The sequence below is a fragment of the Actinoplanes sp. NPDC019969 genome, from assembly GCF_055562375.1.
Genome location: NZ_JBVHFK010000014.1, coordinates 202,552 through 217,381 on the forward strand (window position 1 = coordinate 202,552; position 14,830 = coordinate 217,381).

At 69.1% G+C, this 14,830-nt stretch carries 17 protein-coding genes; 11 read left to right on the forward strand and 6 right to left on the reverse strand.

Features of this window, described 5'->3' with window-relative positions:
- The first annotated feature begins 45 nt into the window (after positions 1–45).
- Positions 46–1,770, forward strand: coding sequence for a metallophosphoesterase family protein (locus ACZ3II_RS35675; protein ID WP_465523713.1), 1,725 nt, complete (start codon positions 46–48; stop codon positions 1,768–1,770).
- On the opposite strand, the gene ACZ3II_RS35680 is transcribed toward ACZ3II_RS35675, so the two are convergent.
- The 3 genes from ACZ3II_RS35680 to ACZ3II_RS35690 form a co-directional block, all read right to left on the reverse strand.
- Complete coding sequence (locus ACZ3II_RS35680) at positions 1,763–2,083, reverse strand: hypothetical protein (protein WP_465523715.1); 321 nt, start codon at positions 2,081–2,083, stop codon at positions 1,763–1,765. The genes ACZ3II_RS35675 and ACZ3II_RS35680 overlap by 8 nt on opposite strands.
- Positions 2,084–2,296: 213 nt before the next feature.
- Positions 2,297–2,833, reverse strand: coding sequence for a type 1 glutamine amidotransferase domain-containing protein (locus tag ACZ3II_RS35685; protein WP_465523717.1), 537 nt, complete (start codon positions 2,831–2,833; stop codon positions 2,297–2,299).
- Between the two features lie 27 nt (positions 2,834–2,860).
- Positions 2,861–3,319 (reverse strand): DUF2231 domain-containing protein, encoded by a 459-nt coding sequence (locus ACZ3II_RS35690; protein WP_465523719.1) that lies wholly within the window; start codon positions 3,317–3,319, stop codon positions 2,861–2,863.
- Between the two features lie 392 nt (positions 3,320–3,711).
- On the opposite strand from ACZ3II_RS35690, the gene ACZ3II_RS35695 reads away from it, so the two are divergent.
- The 6 genes from ACZ3II_RS35695 (at position 3,712) to ACZ3II_RS35720 (ending at position 7,721) form a co-directional block, all read left to right on the forward strand.
- The gene (locus ACZ3II_RS35695) at positions 3,712–4,149 is read left to right on the forward strand and encodes a DUF6232 family protein (RefSeq protein WP_465523723.1); all 438 of its coding nucleotides are present in this window, start codon (positions 3,712–3,714) and stop codon (positions 4,147–4,149) included.
- A gap of 194 nt (positions 4,150–4,343) precedes the next feature.
- The gene (locus ACZ3II_RS35700; RefSeq protein ID WP_465523725.1) at positions 4,344–5,243 is read left to right on the forward strand and encodes a helix-turn-helix domain-containing protein; all 900 of its coding nucleotides are present in this window, start codon (positions 4,344–4,346) and stop codon (positions 5,241–5,243) included.
- Positions 5,244–5,278: 35 nt separating this feature from the next.
- Positions 5,279–5,473 (forward strand): DUF397 domain-containing protein, encoded by a 195-nt coding sequence (locus ACZ3II_RS35705; protein WP_043522688.1) that lies wholly within the window; start codon positions 5,279–5,281, stop codon positions 5,471–5,473.
- A gap of 233 nt (positions 5,474–5,706) precedes the next feature.
- The gene (locus ACZ3II_RS35710) at positions 5,707–5,895 is read left to right on the forward strand and encodes a DUF397 domain-containing protein (RefSeq protein WP_465523727.1); all 189 of its coding nucleotides are present in this window, start codon (positions 5,707–5,709) and stop codon (positions 5,893–5,895) included.
- Positions 5,896–5,954: 59 nt separating this feature from the next.
- Entirely contained in the window at positions 5,955–6,476 is a 522-nt protein-coding gene (locus tag ACZ3II_RS35715; protein ID WP_465523729.1) for a DUF6226 family protein, read from the forward strand.
- Positions 6,477–6,542: 66 nt separating this feature from the next.
- The gene (locus ACZ3II_RS35720) at positions 6,543–7,721 is read left to right on the forward strand and encodes an MFS transporter (RefSeq protein ID WP_465523731.1); all 1,179 of its coding nucleotides are present in this window, start codon (positions 6,543–6,545) and stop codon (positions 7,719–7,721) included.
- Between the two features lie 323 nt (positions 7,722–8,044).
- Here the strand turns inward: ACZ3II_RS35720 and ACZ3II_RS35725 are convergent, their stop codons facing one another.
- Genes ACZ3II_RS35725 through ku form a run of 3 tightly spaced genes read right to left on the reverse strand, consistent with a single transcriptional unit; the run spans position 8,045 to position 10,850 of the window.
- Entirely contained in the window at positions 8,045–9,334 is a 1,290-nt protein-coding gene (locus ACZ3II_RS35725) for an MFS transporter (protein WP_465523733.1), read from the reverse strand.
- A gap of 55 nt (positions 9,335–9,389) precedes the next feature.
- Entirely contained in the window at positions 9,390–9,875 is a 486-nt protein-coding gene (locus ACZ3II_RS35730; protein WP_465523735.1) for an NUDIX domain-containing protein, read from the reverse strand.
- Positions 9,876–9,914: 39 nt separating this feature from the next.
- Entirely contained in the window at positions 9,915–10,850 is a 936-nt protein-coding gene (gene ku / locus ACZ3II_RS35735; RefSeq protein ID WP_465523737.1) for a non-homologous end joining protein Ku, read from the reverse strand.
- Positions 10,851–10,913: 63 nt separating this feature from the next.
- On the opposite strand from ku, the gene ligD (ACZ3II_RS35740) reads away from it, so the two are divergent.
- The 4 genes from ligD (ACZ3II_RS35740) (at position 10,914) to trpA (ending at position 14,821) form a co-directional block, all read left to right on the forward strand.
- The gene (gene ligD / locus ACZ3II_RS35740; RefSeq protein WP_465523739.1) at positions 10,914–11,855 is read left to right on the forward strand and encodes a non-homologous end-joining DNA ligase; all 942 of its coding nucleotides are present in this window, start codon (positions 10,914–10,916) and stop codon (positions 11,853–11,855) included.
- Positions 11,845–12,753: a non-homologous end-joining DNA ligase gene (gene ligD, locus ACZ3II_RS35745; protein WP_465523741.1), complete on the forward strand. Its 909-nt coding sequence runs from the start codon at positions 11,845–11,847 to the stop codon at positions 12,751–12,753. Before ligD (ACZ3II_RS35740) ends, ligD (ACZ3II_RS35745) begins: the two co-directional genes overlap by 11 nt.
- Before the next feature lie 155 nt (positions 12,754–12,908).
- Positions 12,909–14,066 carry a tryptophan synthase subunit beta gene (trpB, locus tag ACZ3II_RS35750; RefSeq protein ID WP_465523743.1) on the forward strand — a complete coding sequence of 386 codons (1,158 nt, stop codon included), beginning with the start codon at positions 12,909–12,911 and terminating at the stop codon, positions 14,064–14,066.
- Positions 14,063–14,821 carry a tryptophan synthase subunit alpha gene (gene trpA, locus ACZ3II_RS35755; protein WP_465523745.1) on the forward strand — a complete coding sequence of 253 codons (759 nt, stop codon included), beginning with the start codon at positions 14,063–14,065 and terminating at the stop codon, positions 14,819–14,821. The genes trpB and trpA overlap by 4 nt, the downstream gene beginning before the upstream one ends.
- The last annotated feature ends 9 nt before the right edge of the window (positions 14,822–14,830 follow it).

The window sequence follows — 14,830 nt, forward strand, 5'->3', positions numbered from 1 at the left end:
TCGTACCTCGTGACTACTGTGCAAAGGGTGACGGAGGATCAGTCGATGGCCATCGTTCCCCTGCCGCGCGCCGCCGACGTCCGGCCGGTCGATCCGGAGCCGAGTTCGTCCCACCGCCCACGCAGTCTCGACCCGCGTGAGCTGGGCTTCGAGCCGCAGGGGCAGATCGGCTGGCTGGCGCCGTTGCTGCTGCTCACCACCGGGCTGCGCACGCTGCTGCACCTGCTCTTCGGGGCCTATCTCGACAAGCGCGAGTTGCAGAACGCTCTCGACGGTGACGTCTTCGACCATTCCGCCACGGCCACCGGCGACTTCTGGGTGGACTATGTGGCTGACCTGGGCGACGGGTTCGACGCCACCTATTCGGTGGCCTATCTGCTGGCTCAGCCGGAACTCGAGGTCGACGGGGAGCGGCTGCCCCGGGGCCGGGTGCTGCTGATGGGCGGTGACCAGGTCTACCCGTCGGCCAGCGGTGACGACTACGAGAACCGGATGAAGGGCCCGTACCGCGCGGCCCTGCCCGAGGCGCCAGCCGGCCTTCCCCGCCCGACGCTGTACGCGCTGCCCGGCAACCACGACTGGTACGACGGCCTCACCGCGTTCCTGCGGCTGTTCGCCCGGCGCAAGGACGGCCACATCGGCGGGTGGCGCACCCAGCAGCGCCGGTCCTATTTCGCGGTGAAGCTCCCGGCGAACTGGTGGCTGTTCGCGGTGGACGAGCAGTTCGGCGCCTACATCGACGACCCGCAGCTGCTCTACTTCGAGAAGGCGGCCGAGCAGGTCGGGCCGGACGACCGGATCATCCTGATGACACCGTCACCCACCTGGGTGAAGGCCCGGCAGAACCCGCACGCGTACGACGCCGTCGACTACTTCATCCGCACCATCGTGGGGCCGACCCGGGCGCAGGTGCGGGTGCTGCTCTCCGGCGATCTGCACCACTACGCGCGGTTTTCTGCCGACGACCGGGAGTTGATCACCTGCGGGGGCGGTGGGGCGTACACGCTCGGCACCCAGAACCTGCCGGAGGAGCTGATGGTCCCGCCGCCGGCGACGTTGAGCCGCAGCGCGAGCCGCAGCCGGCGGTATGAGCGCAAGGCGGCCTTCCCGGACGCGGCGGCGTCGCGGCGGATGGGCCACGGGGTCTTCCACCGGGTGCCGCGGCGCAACGCCGGGTTCGCCAGCATGCTCGGCATCATCCACACGCTGACCATGCTGGCGATGGCCGGCGCGGTCGCCGAGGGCGGCACCTTCCAGCGGCTGTTCAGCATCCCGCTGGTCCTGATGCTGGTGCTGATCATGGCGGGCACGATCCTGTTCGCGAAGCCGGACGGGCACATCCGGCATTGGGTGTTCGGTGCCGGGCACGGCCTGGCCCAGATCGGGCTGGCGGCCGGAGGCACCTGGGTGTGGCTGCAGTTGCCCGCCCGGAACTGGGCGTGGCCCGGCCCGCTGGCGGTGGCCGCCGTCGCCTACGGCCCACTGATCGCGATCCTCTCCACCCAGTTGCTCGCGCTGTACCTGCTGCTCGCCGCCCGTTTCGACGTCAACCTGAACGAGCTGTTCGCCGGCCAGGGCATCGAGCAGGCGAAGAGTTTCCTGCGCCTGCACATCGCCGCGGACGGCTCGCTGACCATCCACCCGATCGGGATCGACACGATCTGCCACGACTGGGAAGCGCATCCGGCGGGCGATCCGCACGAGCCATGGGTGCGCCCGTTGACCCCGCTGACCGCCCGCCGCATCGAGCCGCCGATTCAGATCACCTGAGCCTGCGCCGGGTCGGGTTCTTCACCGCCACCAGCCAGGCGGTCACCTGCTCGCGGGCGGCTTCCGGCACGACGGTGGCGATCAGCGCGTTCGGCGCCAGATCGAAGATCGCGAAGGTGACGGCAAGCAGCGCCCACTGCCCCCAGAACGCGACCCACCGTACGTCGATGCCGGCTTTCAGGCGGGCGAGGGCCTCGCGGTGGTTCATCTCGCTTGCGGCCAATTCCACGATCCTCACCAGTGCGACGAGCACTCCCGTGGTGATCGCGACGGCGGCCGGCGGATCCCAGCGGACGATCGCGAACCGTTGCACGGTGCGGAGCAGCGACAGCCCGAAGACCAGCGCGAAGTGGCGCAGATAGAAGCCGCCGGCCCAGGTGGCGGCAGCGTGACCGAGATGCAGCGTGTCCTCCGGGAGCAGACCGCGCGCCTCGTCGACGGCTGAAAGGCGAAACCCCGGCTGGTTGTCAGGGCTGTCTCACGGGTCGTGAGACAGCCCTGACAACCAGCCGGGGTTCGGCCCTGATCAGCTGAGCTGGGCGAGGAGCGCGTCGCAGAAGGCGGGCAGGTCGTCCGGCTTGCGGCTGGTCACCAGGTGCTCGTCGACGTGAACCGGCTCGTCGACCCAGGTGGCGCCGGCGTTGACCAGGTCGGTGCGCAGGCTGGGCCAGCTGGTGAGGGTTCGGCCGTCCACGACGCCGGCCTCGACCAGCGTCCACGGGCCGTGGCAGATCGCCGCGACCGGCTTGCCCGCGGCGACGAACTCGCGGACGAACCGGACGGCGTCGGCGTCGGCGCGCAGGAAGTCCGGGTTGGCCACGCCACCGGGCAGGACCAGCGCGTCGTACTGCCCGGCGTCGGCGTCGCGCACCGTCTTCTCGACGGGATAGGTGCCGGCCTTGTCCAGGTGGTTCAGCGCCTGGATCTCGCCGTCGGCCAGGGAGACCAGTTCGGCATGCCCGCCGGCCGCCTCGATCGCCTTGCGCGGCTGGGTGTACTCGATCTCCTCCACGCCGTCGGTCGCGAGGAATGCCACCCGCTTCCCGTTGAGCGATACGGTCATGGTCGTGCTCCTTCCGGCCGGGAACTGTCAGTAGTTCCGGTTCCCGGCGGCGGCGCGGGCAAACGCGGGGGCCCGTCCGTTGGCGATCTCGCCGCCGAACCAGGCGCCGAACCCGGCCAGGCCGAGGGCCAGCAGCTCGATGACGAAGAGCCCGCCACCGACGGCCCGGTCGGCGGCCTGGACGCGGAGCATCGCGATGACCGCGAAGATGACCAGCACGCCGACGTTGAGCAGGCTGCGGAGCACCCCCAGGCGCCGGTCACGCGAGCGGCGCGCGAACATCACGTCGACGGCCACGGCGACCGTGACCAGAGCGCCTCCGACCAGACCGGCCACGATGTTCCAGTAGGCCAGCGCGCCCAGGATGTTAGGACCCCCCAGCAAGTCGGCCATGTCGAACATAACGGCCATCGCGAATAGCCCGAGCGGGAACAACATCAGAATGGGCTGCACCGTCTGACCGGCGACGTTCAATCGGCTTTCCATTCGGCTTCGCCTTCCCACCTGCGTAAATACAGGTTCGTAACGGCATCGCGAGTTGGCCTACCCGTCCCCGATCGGACGCAAACACCTCGGCGGACGCCGATGGATGATCGACTGCGCGTCGCACAGCTTGTACGCAATCTGCAACATGGCAGATTGAGTGGTGGCGGCCTGCCGGGTGGCGTGCTTCACTGCTAGTAGGGCAACAAAGGGCGGAGTCGGAGGGAGAGACAAGCAACGGCACCCGGCGGCAAACGGGTGCCGTTGTCCGCCTCTGCGGCCTTTTCGGTCGCGACTTCGTTCGTTGCGGCTCAGGCGAGGCGGGTCGGGTCTCTCGCGCCAATGGTGGCCCCACTCCTTCCCTCCTCGCAAGAAACAGCGAAGAGGAGTTCGCCATGCGCACACGGATCTACTATCGCGGGCCTGACGCTCTGGTGTCCGACGATCAGTTCGTCTGGCACCCCACCACCGCACCGCTGGTCTTCGCCATTTCCGATCTGCGCAATGTCGGCCTGGTCCAGGCGCCGTCGCGAATCCGCCCGTTCGCTCCCGCATTGGCCGTCGGCGCTCTCGCGATCGCGGCCGCCGGCTGGGCGCTCCTGCCCGACCCGGCTGTCTACATCCTCGTCTTCCTCGGTCTGGCGATACCCGGCGTAGCCGCGATGTGGCGTGAGCCAGGACGCTGGGAGCTACACGCGCAGTACCGCGGCACCGCCGTGGTGCTCTATTCCTCACCCGATGCCCGGGTGTTCAATCAGGTCAGCCGCGCCTTGCGCCGGGCCATGGAGGACACCCGCCGGACCCCGTGGGGTTATGGCCTAGCTGCGGCTTGACCTGCGACTTCGCGAGGTTCTCTCGGGTGAGTTCAGGACTTGGATCAAAACCGCACCTTGCGCCCGTCGTTCTGATAGGACAGTAATAGGATGTCCGCGACCTCGCTGGTTGCCAGTTGGCATTCAGCGAGGTGGCAGACGGATAGCCATCGACTACAAAGCGTCACCACCCCCACTTCGACGATGAAGGACTCATGACCGAGGGTGACTCGCCGACGATCGCGCGCCGGCGCGTACGTCTCGCGCTCCGTGAAGCGCGGGAACGAGCCGGACTCACCCAAAATCAGGTCGCCGAGGAAATGGAGTGGTCGCTCAGCAAGGTGATCCGGATCGAGAACGGGGACGTCAGCGTCTCCCAGAACGATCTGCGCCCGCTGCTGACCTATCTCGGTATCAAGGACAAGACGGTCGTCGCCGATCTGCTCGCGGCTACTCGCATCGCGCGGACCCGCCGAGGTCAGGCGTGGTATCAGGCCGCTGAATTCCGCGACACCCTCACCGACGGCATGCGTAAACTGATCGAGTACGAGAGTGAAGCCACCGAGATCCGCTCGTACTCGATCTATTACATACCGGGTCACCTCCAGACGCCCGCCTACGCGGAAGCCCTGATGTCCCGGTACGAGGACGAGCTTTCCGAGGAACTGCGCACCAGGCGTATCGAGGCACGGAACAAGCGCCGCGAGGTGCTGCAGGCCCGGAACGTGAAGTACCTGCTCATGGTCGACGAGTCGGTTCTCCGGCGGACCATCGGCGGGTCCGAGGTCTTCGCGGAACAGCTGCGCCGCCTGAAGCAGGCGGTCGAGGAGGACGGCGTCCGGATCCGGATGGTGCCGTTCTCGCAGGACGCCGCGGTGACCAACAACGCCAGCTTCGACCTGCTCAAGCTGGGACAGGGCGAAGTGCTGTACCGGGAGACCGGTCTCAACGACGAAATGATCGAGGACCCGGAGACGATCGCGAAACATCGCGCCCGTTATGACCGGGTCTGGCATGAGGTCGCGGATGAGGAGGACACGATCCAATTCATCGAGCGGCAGATAAAAGAACTGGAGCGCGCCACCACCGAGCGGGTGCTCCGGCAGAACCCGTGAAACATGATTGCTGGATAGATTCCGAAAGGTCCCCGATGGAAGAGATGAACGTGCCCGCTTGGCGGAAGAGCAGCCGCTGCGGAACGTCGACGTGTGTCGAGGTCGCGAAGGTCGGCGAGAACTACCTGATCCGCGACTCGAAGAAGCCCGAGGCCGCTGCTCTGAGCTTCACCGAGGCCGAGTGGGATGCCTTCGTCGAGGGCGTGACGGCGGGCGAGTTCCGCTTCTGATGTCGTCGGGCCCGCCCGCTCAGGCACTGCGTTTTGCAGGAGCGGGCCGGTCAAAACAGCGGTCCAAATACTCGCAAAAAAGAATAAGCGCAGCAAATAGACGCCGCATAGACCACATTTAGTGGGATAAGCGGCGTTTCCTGTTTTTCATTCATGCGCGGCTCCGGTCAGTGACGAATCCCTCGCTTAACGTTGATTCCGAACCGTCACGGAGGTGTACAGAAATGATCAAAATGGGGGAAGTGCTCCACTGGCGGCGGAGCAGATCCTGCTCCCACAGCGCCTGTGTCGAGGTGGCGCGGGTCGAGGATGGCTACCTCGTCCGTGACTCCAAGAACCCCGGCGGTGGGTACCTCGCCTTCACCCACCAGGAGTGGGCGGCGTTCCTGGAAGGCGTCAAGGCAGGGGACTTCGGTTTCTGATGACTCGTCTTCCACCGCAGCACCGGGCTGCCGCGGGCCGAGCGCGGCATACTGCAGTGGTGGACGGCAGACCGGACACCACCCAGACCGACCGCTTCGCCCTGCTGCACGAGGCGGCCGACACCATGCTGGACGAGCTCACCGAGCGCTACCTGGTCGAGCGCCGGGAGTGCAAGGAGCCGCTCGAGCCCGATGACGCGCTCGTGCGGACCGTCCGGCTCATCCCTCGCATGCCCACCGCCGCCCCGCTGGCGATCCAGTTCGCCGAGCCGGGGCTGCGGTTGCGGTTCGGCCGCTGGTGGACCGAGTCGCTGCCGGCCTGCCCCTGTGACGCCTGCGACGAGGACCCGAAGGTGCTGGCCGAGCGCCTTCGCGTGCACGCCGACGCGCTGATCGAGGGCGGCCTGTGGGAGCGCGTGCGCCGTGGCCTGAACGGTTCCTGGTTCGAGACCAGGCTGATCGGGGCCGGCGTGAAATCCGACCGGGAGGGCCCGCTCTCCGCGTCCGGCGCCCGGGACGCCCGCCGGGGTGGTTTCGCCGCTCCGGTCCAGTGGGCTCCCTGGCAGGTGCGATCGCTCTAGAGGCTGCGCCCCGATTTTGGATAGGTTGTTAAGAGTAAACGTTCACGATCACACGGGGTCACCCTTTTGAGCACAGTCGAGACGGTCGGCCTCCGGTCGTCCACCCGGTCGGTCTACGTCACTTTCATCTTCCTCGGCGTTGCCATGTCCAGCTTCGCCGCGCGCATCCCGCAGATCCGCGACGAACTCGGGCTCACCCCGTCACAGCTCGGCCTGGTGCTGCTGGCCATCGCGGCCGGCTCCATCACGTCGTTGCCGCTGGCCGGGCACATGGTCAGCCGGTTCGGGTCGCGGGCCATGGTCGGCACGATGGCGGTCGTGCTCGGGGCGTCGCTGGCCGCCGTCGCGGTCGGTTACACGTACGGGGTCGTCCCGGTGGTGATCGCGCTCTACGTCTACGGGTTCTCCACCGGCGCCTGGGACGTCGCGATGAACGTGCAGGCCGCAGTGGTGGAACGCCACCTCGGCCGGTCGATCATGTCGCGTTTCCACGCCGGGTACAGCGTCGGCACGGTGGCCGGCGCGCTGGTCGGCGCGGGCGCCGTGAAGATCGGCCTGTCGGTCACCGTGCACGTGGTGATCAGCTGTGTCCTGGTCGTGGCGGCGGTGGTGCCGGCGGTCCGCTGGTTCGTGCCGGACGAGGCGGAGACCGAGACCGGTACGGGGGAGAAGCCCAGCGCCCTGGCCGCCTGGCGGGAGCCCCGCACCCTGCTGATCGGCCTGTTCGTGCTGGCCTTCGCGCTCACCGAGGGCGCCGGGATCGACTGGATCAGCATCGCGCTGATCGACGACCACGGCACCGAGGCGTCCACCGGCACGCTCGGGTTCGCGCTGTTCCTGGCCGCGATGACGGTAGGCCGGTGGTACGGGCCCAACCTGCTCGACCGCTACGGCCGGGTCCCGGTGCTGCGTGGTCTGGCCGTGACCGGCCTCGTCGGGCTGCTGATCTTCGTGTTCGGCCCGTCCGCGCCGGTCGCGTTCGCCGGGGCCATGCTCTGGGGGCTCGGGGCGTCGCTGGGCTTCCCGGTCGGGATGAGTGCGGCGGCCGACGAGCCGGCGAAGGCGCCGGCCCGGGTCGGGGCGGTCGCCTCGATCGGGTACTGCGCGTTCCTCGGCGGCCCGCCCCTGATCGGCTTCCTCGGCGACCACTTCACGGTGTCCCGCGGCCTGCTCGCGGTCGCCATGCTCCTGGTTCTGTCGATCGCCCTGACCCCGGCACTGCGCGAACCCGCCCGAGCGAAGTAGATCTTGCCCGGCTGGTTCTCATGGCTGCCTCCGGCCGCGCGAGACAGCCATGAGGGCCAGCCGGGGAACCTCGCGGCGGGACCGAGGCGGATCCGGCTGGCTGTCAGTGCTGTCTCACCCGCGCCGAGACAGCACGGAGGACCAGCCGGAGAATTCCGCGAGCCGGCCGGCAGAGCTTCGGGCCGGCCGCTGCGCGTGGCCCGTGGGGAGGTGCCTGGGGGCGGCCCGTGGGGCGGCGCGTGAGGATGGCTGTGAGGGCGGTGGCGTGGGGGCGTGCGTGGGGGTGGCCTGTGAGGGCGGTGCGTGGGGGCGGTGTGTGTCGGTCAGGAACGGTCGGCGGCGGTGGCGGCCCATTCGTCGTCGGCGGCCTTCTTCAGGGCCATGCCGTCCTTGCCGTTGTAGGCGACGAACTTCGGCAGAGCGGCCGCCAGCGCCAGGCTGCCCGCCACGCAGAGGACACCACCGAGCCAGATGGCGCCGGTGACGCCGAGGCCGGTACGGGCCATCGCGCCGGCCCGCAACTGCCCGAGCAGCGGCCCGGTGGTGTACGACAGCATCTCGATGCCGGCGAGCCGCCCGCGCAGATGGTCGGGGATCGTCTGGTTCCAGATGATCATGCGGAACAGGCCGGACACCATGTCGGCCGCGCCGGCGAACGCCAGGCAGAACAGGGTCAGCCAGAGCGTGTTCGACAGGCCCACGCCGATGATGCCGACACCCCAGAAAGCCGCCGCTATCAGCACCATCAGGCCGTGCCGGTGCACGCGTGCGGTCCACCCGGAGCCGAACGTGGCGATCAGGGAGCCGACCGCGGGCGCGGCGTAGAGCAGCCCGAGCACCTTGGGTCCGCCCAGGTCCTGCGCGAGGAACGGGTAGAGCGCCGACGGCATGCCGAAGAACATGGCGTTGATGTCGACCAGGTAGGTGCCGAGCAGTTCGGGGCGGGACTTGGCGTACTTCAGGCCGGTGACGACGGTCTTCAGCGACGGGCGGTCGGCGGCGACCGGCGGGGGGACGGCCTTCACCAGGGTCAGGCAGACCAGCGAGACGGCGAAGGTGAGCAGGTCGAACGCGTACACCCAGGCCAGGTCGAAGCTGGCCAGCAGGATGCCGGCCAGCGGCATGCCGAAGAGCTGGGCGAACTGCATGCCGAGCGAGTGCAGCGACATGACGGCCGGCAGCTCCTCCGGCTTCACCAGGCGGGGCAGCATCGCGTCCAGGGCGGGACGTTGCAGGCCGGCGACGGCGGCGGTGAGGAACGCGGCCACGTACAGCAGCCACAGGTGCGGCTCGTCGGAGAGCGAGTTGAACAGCAGGATGCCGCAGATCGCGGCCAGGGCCAGCTCGGAACCGCGGACCAGCAGCCGCCGGTCGATGTAGTCGGCGAGCGCGCCGCCGACGAACGACATGATCAGCAGCGGGAGCAGCTCGCAGACGCCGATCAGGCCGACCATCAGCGGGTCGTCGGTCAGTTTCGCCACCTGGTACGGGATGGTGACGTAACTGATGAACGACCCGAAAGCGGTCGCGACGCCGCCGATGAAGACGAGCCGGAAGTCCCGGGAGGTGCGCAACGGGGACAGGTCCAGGCTCAGGCGGCGCTTCCTACTCACGGAACGCCATCCTGCCCGAAGCAGGCGGGGTGCCGCACCGCGATTTAGGACACCCTTACTTCATCACCAGGATTCCGGTCTTCCGGAACTCGGCGAGGTCGGCGAGCGCCTCGTCGACGATGAACGACTCCTGCGGCAGCTCCTCCAGGGCGAAGAAGCCGGCGTCCACGCTCTCGTCGGTCTGCCGGAGCAGCTCACCCTCCCAGGAGTGCACCACGAACGACATCAGCACCTGCTGATAGGTGTGCCGGTATTCGTTGGTGTAGGTGTAGTTGGTGTAGAACGCGTACGGCGTCAGCGACGTCGCCCGCAGCCCGGTCTCCTCCCACAGCTCACGGACGGCGCACTGCTCCATGCTCTCGCCGAGCTCCATCGCGCCGGCCGGGATCGCCCAGCGCCGGTTGTCCGACCGCTGGATCAGCAGCAGCCTGCCCTGCTCGTCGAGGACCACGGTGCGCGCGCCGACGAAGAAGATCGTGTCGGTGTCGCCGATGCTCGCCCGAACCTTGCCCAGGTAAGACTCCGCCCATGTCAGTGCCATCGAGCCACCCCATCCGCCACGCCCATGGGAGAAGAGTAGTCACGCGGACTTCTTCGTGGCCTTCCTGGCGGGCGTGGTCTTGGTCGCGGCGGTGGTCTTTTTGGCCGGAGCGGCGGCACTCTTCTTCTTCGCGCTCGCGCGGGGCGCCGACGACGCCTTTTTCGCGGGTGGGGGCGCGTCGACCGTACCCTCAGATGATCTTGCTTGTTTTGCTCTCTCGACGGATGCCTTGAGGGCTGCCATCAGGTCGATCGCGGCCGGCGCCGCCTCCTCGGGCTCGTCCGGCTGGACCACCTCGCGGCCCTCGACCTTGGCGTCGATGACCTCCTGGAGCGCGGTGCGGTAGTTGTCGGTGAACTCGTCGGGCTTGAAGCTGCCGGCCATCGAGTCGATCAGCGAACTCGCCATCGCGAGCTCGGCCGGGCGGGTCTCGATCGGGTCTTCGAGGAAGCCGAAGTCGGGTGTGCGGACCTCGTCGGGCCACATCATGGTGTTGAGCACCAGCACGTCGTCGCGGACCCGCAGGGTGGCGAGCTGCTCGCGCTGCCGGATCGCGATCTTGACGATGGCCACCCGGTCGGCGTCCCGGAGGGCGTCGCGCAGCAGCACGTACGGTTTGGCGGCCTGGCCCTCGGGTTCCAGATAGTACGATTTGGCGAACAGGATCGGGTCGATCTGCTCGGCCGGAACGAATTCGAGCACGTCAATGGCACGCGATGTGCTCAGGGGCAGCTCGGCGAAGTCGTCATCGGTCAAGATCACCATTTCGCCGCCGCCGATGTCGTAGCCCTTGGCGATGTCGTCGTAGGCCACCACCTCGCCGTCCACCGAACAGGTGCGCTGATATTTGATCCGGCCCCCGTCGGTGCGATGCACCTGGTGGAAGCGGATGTCCTTCTCCTCGGTCGCCGAATAGAGCTTGACGGCGATCGACACCAGACCGAATGAGACAGCGCCCTTCCAGATCGCTCGCATGTTCCCAGAATGGCATCACTGGGACGCCTGCGTAAGGTGAACGCTTTTGCCTATGGTGATCGGGTGCCCGGATCACCGCTGACGCCGATGCTCGCGACCGCGGGCGACCTGCCGGTGGGCGCGGACTGGAGCTACGAGTTCAAGTGGGACGGGGTGCGGGTCCTGGCCCTCTTCGACGGCGGCCCGCCCCGGCTGTTCGCCCGGTCCGGCGCGGTGGTCACCCCCGCCTACCCGGAGATCGCCGACCTGCACCTGCCGGAGGGGACGCTGCTCGACGGCGAGATGGTCGTCTTCGACGCGGCGGGACGGCCGTCGTTCACCGCGCTGGCCGAGCGGATGCACGTCCGGGACACGCAGAAGGCCGCCGCCCTCGCGGTCACCGTTCCCGCCACGTACCTCATCTTCGACCTGCTCTTCCTCGACGGGATCGACTACACCGGCCTGCCCTACCTGGCCCGCCGCGAGCGCCTGGAGGAGCTCGACCTGGCCGGGCCGCGCTGGATGGTGCCGCCGTCCTTCGGCGACGGGCCGGCCACCGCGGCCGCCGCCCGGGAGAACCAGCTCGAAGGCGTGATGGCCAAGCGCTCCGACTCGGTCTACCTGCCCGGGCACCGCTCCGCGGACTGGGTCAAGGTCAAGTTCGACCGGACCGGCGACTACGTGATCGGCGGCTGGCGGCCCGGCGCGCGCAAGCTCGGCGGCCTGCTGATCGGCGTGCCGACCCCGTCCGGCCTGGCCTTCCGCGGCCGGGTGGGTGGTGGCATCGGCGCGGCGGCGGAGAAGGATCTGCTCTCGCGGCTGGCGCCGCTCGCCACCCCGGGTTCGCCGTTCGCTCCCGGTGCGGTGCCGCGTGCGGATGCCCGGGGAGCGCATTGGGTACGCCCGGAGCTGGTGGCCGAGATCCGATACGGCAACCAGACGCCCGACCGTCGCCTGCGCTTCCCCCGCTTCCTGCGGCTGCGCGACGACAAGCTGCCCTCGGAGTGTGCCGACGATGCGCCGTGACCGGTTCCTGGTGACCATCGAAGATCGCGACGTCGAGCTGTCGAACCTGGACAAGGTGATGTACCCGGCGGCCGGCTTCACCAAGGGCGAGGTGATCGACTACTACACGCGGGTTGCTGCGGTGATGCTGCCGCATCTGCGGGACCGGGCGGTCACCCGGATCCGCTATCCCAACGGCGTCGACCAGGCGCACTTCTTCGAGAAGAACAAGCCGGGGGGTACGCCGTCCTGGGTGCGCCTGGAGACCCTGCCGGTGCCGGGGTCCACCAAGAGCCGGGAGACCATCGACTTCGTGGTGGTCGACGAGCTGGCCACGCTGGTCTGGCTGGCGAACCTCGCGGCGATCGAACTGCACACCCCGCAGTGGCGGATCGGCGCCGACCCGGACCTGCTGGTCGTCGACCTGGACCCGGGGGCGCCGGCCGGGCTGCGGGAATGCTCGGCGGTGGCGGTCCTGATGCGCGACCGGCTGGCCGCCGACGGGATCGCCGCCTATCCGAAGACGTCGGGCAAGAAGGGTATGCAGTTGTGCTGCCCGATCTCCGGGACGCAGTCATCGGAGACCGTGTCGGCCTATGCCAAGCGGGTGGCGGAGGAACTGGCGAAGATGGTGCCCGGCTCGATCACCGCGAAGATGGCTCGCCGGCTACGGCCCGGGAAGATCTTCATCGACTGGAGCCAGAACGCGGCGGCCAAGACGACGGTGACGCCGTACTCGCTGCGGGCGGGCGGATCGCCGACCGCGTCCACGCCGCTGACCTGGGACGAGGTGGTGGCCATGGCGACCGGGGAGATGCCGTCCTGGCAGTGCGGCGCGGCGGAGACCCTGCAGCGCGTCGAGACGCACGGGGATCTGCTCGCCGACATCCTGCGGCCAGGGCCGGCCCTTCCGGAATAGCGCGCACCTGTGTATAACTGTTCTAGAACTCAGTTCTAGAACAGTGGAGGTGTGCCGTGACCGAGATCGCGCTGCCGATGCCGGCCGCCATTGTCATGACCGACTGCACCGCAGCGAAGCAAGGGCCGGGAGGGCATGACCGAGGAAGCGCAGTGATGGCCGATCCCGGTGGAACGGGACGGTTCGGGGAGTACGGCGGGCGCTACGTGCCCGAGTCCCTCGTGCCGGCCTGCGCCGCGGTCGAGGAGGCGTTCCGGGAGGCGTGGGCCGACCCGCGGTTCCACCGGGACCTGGACCGGCTGCTCGCCGTGCACGCCGGACGGCCCACCGCGCTCACCCCGGCCTGGCGGCTCTCCGCCGAACTCGGCGTGAACGTGCTGCTCAAGCGCGAGGACCTGGCACACACCGGTTCCCACAAGATTAATAACGTGCTGGGGCAGGCGCTGCTCGCCCAGCGGATGGGCAAGACCCGGATCCTCGCCGAGACCGGCGCCGGCCAGCACGGGGTCGCCACCGCCACCGCGGCCGCGCTGCTCGGGCTCCAGGCGACGATCTTCATGGGTGAGGTCGACATCGAGCGGCAGGCGCTCAACGTCTTCCGGATGAAGATGCTCGGCGCCGAGGTCGTCCCGGTGACCAGCGGGACCCGTACGCTCAAGGACTCCACCAGCGAAGCCATGCGGCACTGGGTGACCTGCGTCGACGAGGCCTACTACTGCCTCGGCTCGGTGATGGGCCCCCACCCGTACCCCTGGATGGTCCGGGAGTTCCAGCGGGTCATCGGCGACGAGGCCCGCCGGCAGTGCGCCGCCGAACTCACCACCGGCACCCCCGACTACGTGGTCGCCTGCATCGGCGGCGGATCCAACGCGGCCGGCACGTTCGCCGGGTTCGCCGACACCCCGGCGCAGCTCATCGGCGTCGAGGCCGAGGGCGGGGCGGCGGTCGCGGCCGGGCGGACCGGTGTGCTGCACGGGTTCCGGTCCTACCTGCTGCAGGACGAGAACGGGCAGGTCAGCGAGGCGCACTCGATCGCGGCCGGGCTGGACTACCCGGGGATCGGGCCGGAACACGCCTACCTCAAGGACATGGGCCGGGCCCGGTACGTGACGGTCAGCGACGCCGAGGTGATCCCGGCGGTGCACCGGCTGGCCCGTACCGAAGGGATCCTCCCCGCACTGGAATCGGCGCACGCCATCGCCTGGGTGATCCGGGCCGCCGAGTCGGGGGAGCTGCCGCCCTGGTCGACGGTGCTGGTGACGCTCTCCGGGCGCGGCGACAAGGACATGGCGACCCTGATGGAGGCATCGTGACCCTCGAACGTCATCTGCGCGCGCGCCGGGTCGAGGGACGGCCGCTCCTCGTTCCCTACCTGACCGGCGGCATCACCGAATACTGGACCGAATACCTGCGGGAGTACGCCCGCAACGGCGCCGACGCCATCGAGATCGGGCTGCCGTTCTCCGATCCGATCCTCGACGGGCCGGTCATCCAGGAAGCCTCGGACCGGGCCCTGCGGCGCGGCGTCACGGTCCGTGGCGTGCTGGACGAGGTGGCCGCCCTCGACCTCGACGTCCCGCTGATCGCCATGACGTACTACAACCTGGTGATCTCCCGGCCGTCGTTCTGCGAGGAACTCGCGGACGCCGGGATCAGCGGGCTCATCGTGCCGGACGTGCCGGTCGACGAAGCCGGGCCACTCGCCGAGGCCGCCGCTGCCGCCGGTGTCGAACTGACGCTGCTGGCCGCGCCGGCCACCCCCGCCGACCGGCTCGCGGAGATCGCCGAACGCAGTCGTGGCTTCGTCTACGCGGTCTCGGTGATGGGCACGACCGGCACGGAGTTCGCCGCCTCCGGCGGGCGGATCGCCACCGAGGTCCGGCAGCTCACCGACCGGCCGGTGCTGCTGGCGTTCGGGATCTCCACCCACGAGCACGCGATCGCCGCCGCCGGGTCGGCCGACGGGGTGGTGATCGGGGCGGCCCTGATGCGGCGGATCCTCGACGGCGAGTCCCCGGCACAGCTCGGCGCCGTGCTGGCCGGGTTCCGGACGGCCCTCGACGCGTGATGGGCCAGA

What these genes read in the sequence shown, in the direction of transcription:
- ACZ3II_RS35675 (WP_465523713.1), top strand. Translation starts at nt 46, where the DNA reads ATGGCCATCGTTCCCCTGCCGCGCGCCGCCGACGTCCGGCCGGTCGAT.
- ACZ3II_RS35685 (WP_465523717.1), bottom strand. Translation starts at nt 2,833, where the DNA reads ATGACCGTATCGCTCAACGGGAAGCGGGTGGCATTCCTCGCGACCGAC.
- ACZ3II_RS35690 (WP_465523719.1), bottom strand. Translation starts at nt 3,319, where the DNA reads ATGGAAAGCCGATTGAACGTCGCCGGTCAGACGGTGCAGCCCATTCTG.
- ACZ3II_RS35695 (WP_465523723.1), top strand. Translation starts at nt 3,712, where the DNA reads ATGCGCACACGGATCTACTATCGCGGGCCTGACGCTCTGGTGTCCGAC.
- ACZ3II_RS35700 (WP_465523725.1), top strand. Translation starts at nt 4,344, where the DNA reads ATGACCGAGGGTGACTCGCCGACGATCGCGCGCCGGCGCGTACGTCTC.
- ACZ3II_RS35705 (WP_043522688.1), top strand. Translation starts at nt 5,279, where the DNA reads ATGGAAGAGATGAACGTGCCCGCTTGGCGGAAGAGCAGCCGCTGCGGA.
- ACZ3II_RS35710 (WP_465523727.1), top strand. Translation starts at nt 5,707, where the DNA reads ATGGGGGAAGTGCTCCACTGGCGGCGGAGCAGATCCTGCTCCCACAGC.
- ACZ3II_RS35730 (WP_465523735.1), bottom strand. Translation starts at nt 9,875, where the DNA reads ATGGCACTGACATGGGCGGAGTCTTACCTGGGCAAGGTTCGGGCGAGC.
- ku (WP_465523737.1), bottom strand. Translation starts at nt 10,850, where the DNA reads ATGCGAGCGATCTGGAAGGGCGCTGTCTCATTCGGTCTGGTGTCGATC.
- ligD (WP_465523741.1), top strand. Translation starts at nt 11,845, where the DNA reads ATGCGCCGTGACCGGTTCCTGGTGACCATCGAAGATCGCGACGTCGAG.
- trpB (WP_465523743.1), top strand. Translation starts at nt 12,909, where the DNA reads ATGGCCGATCCCGGTGGAACGGGACGGTTCGGGGAGTACGGCGGGCGC.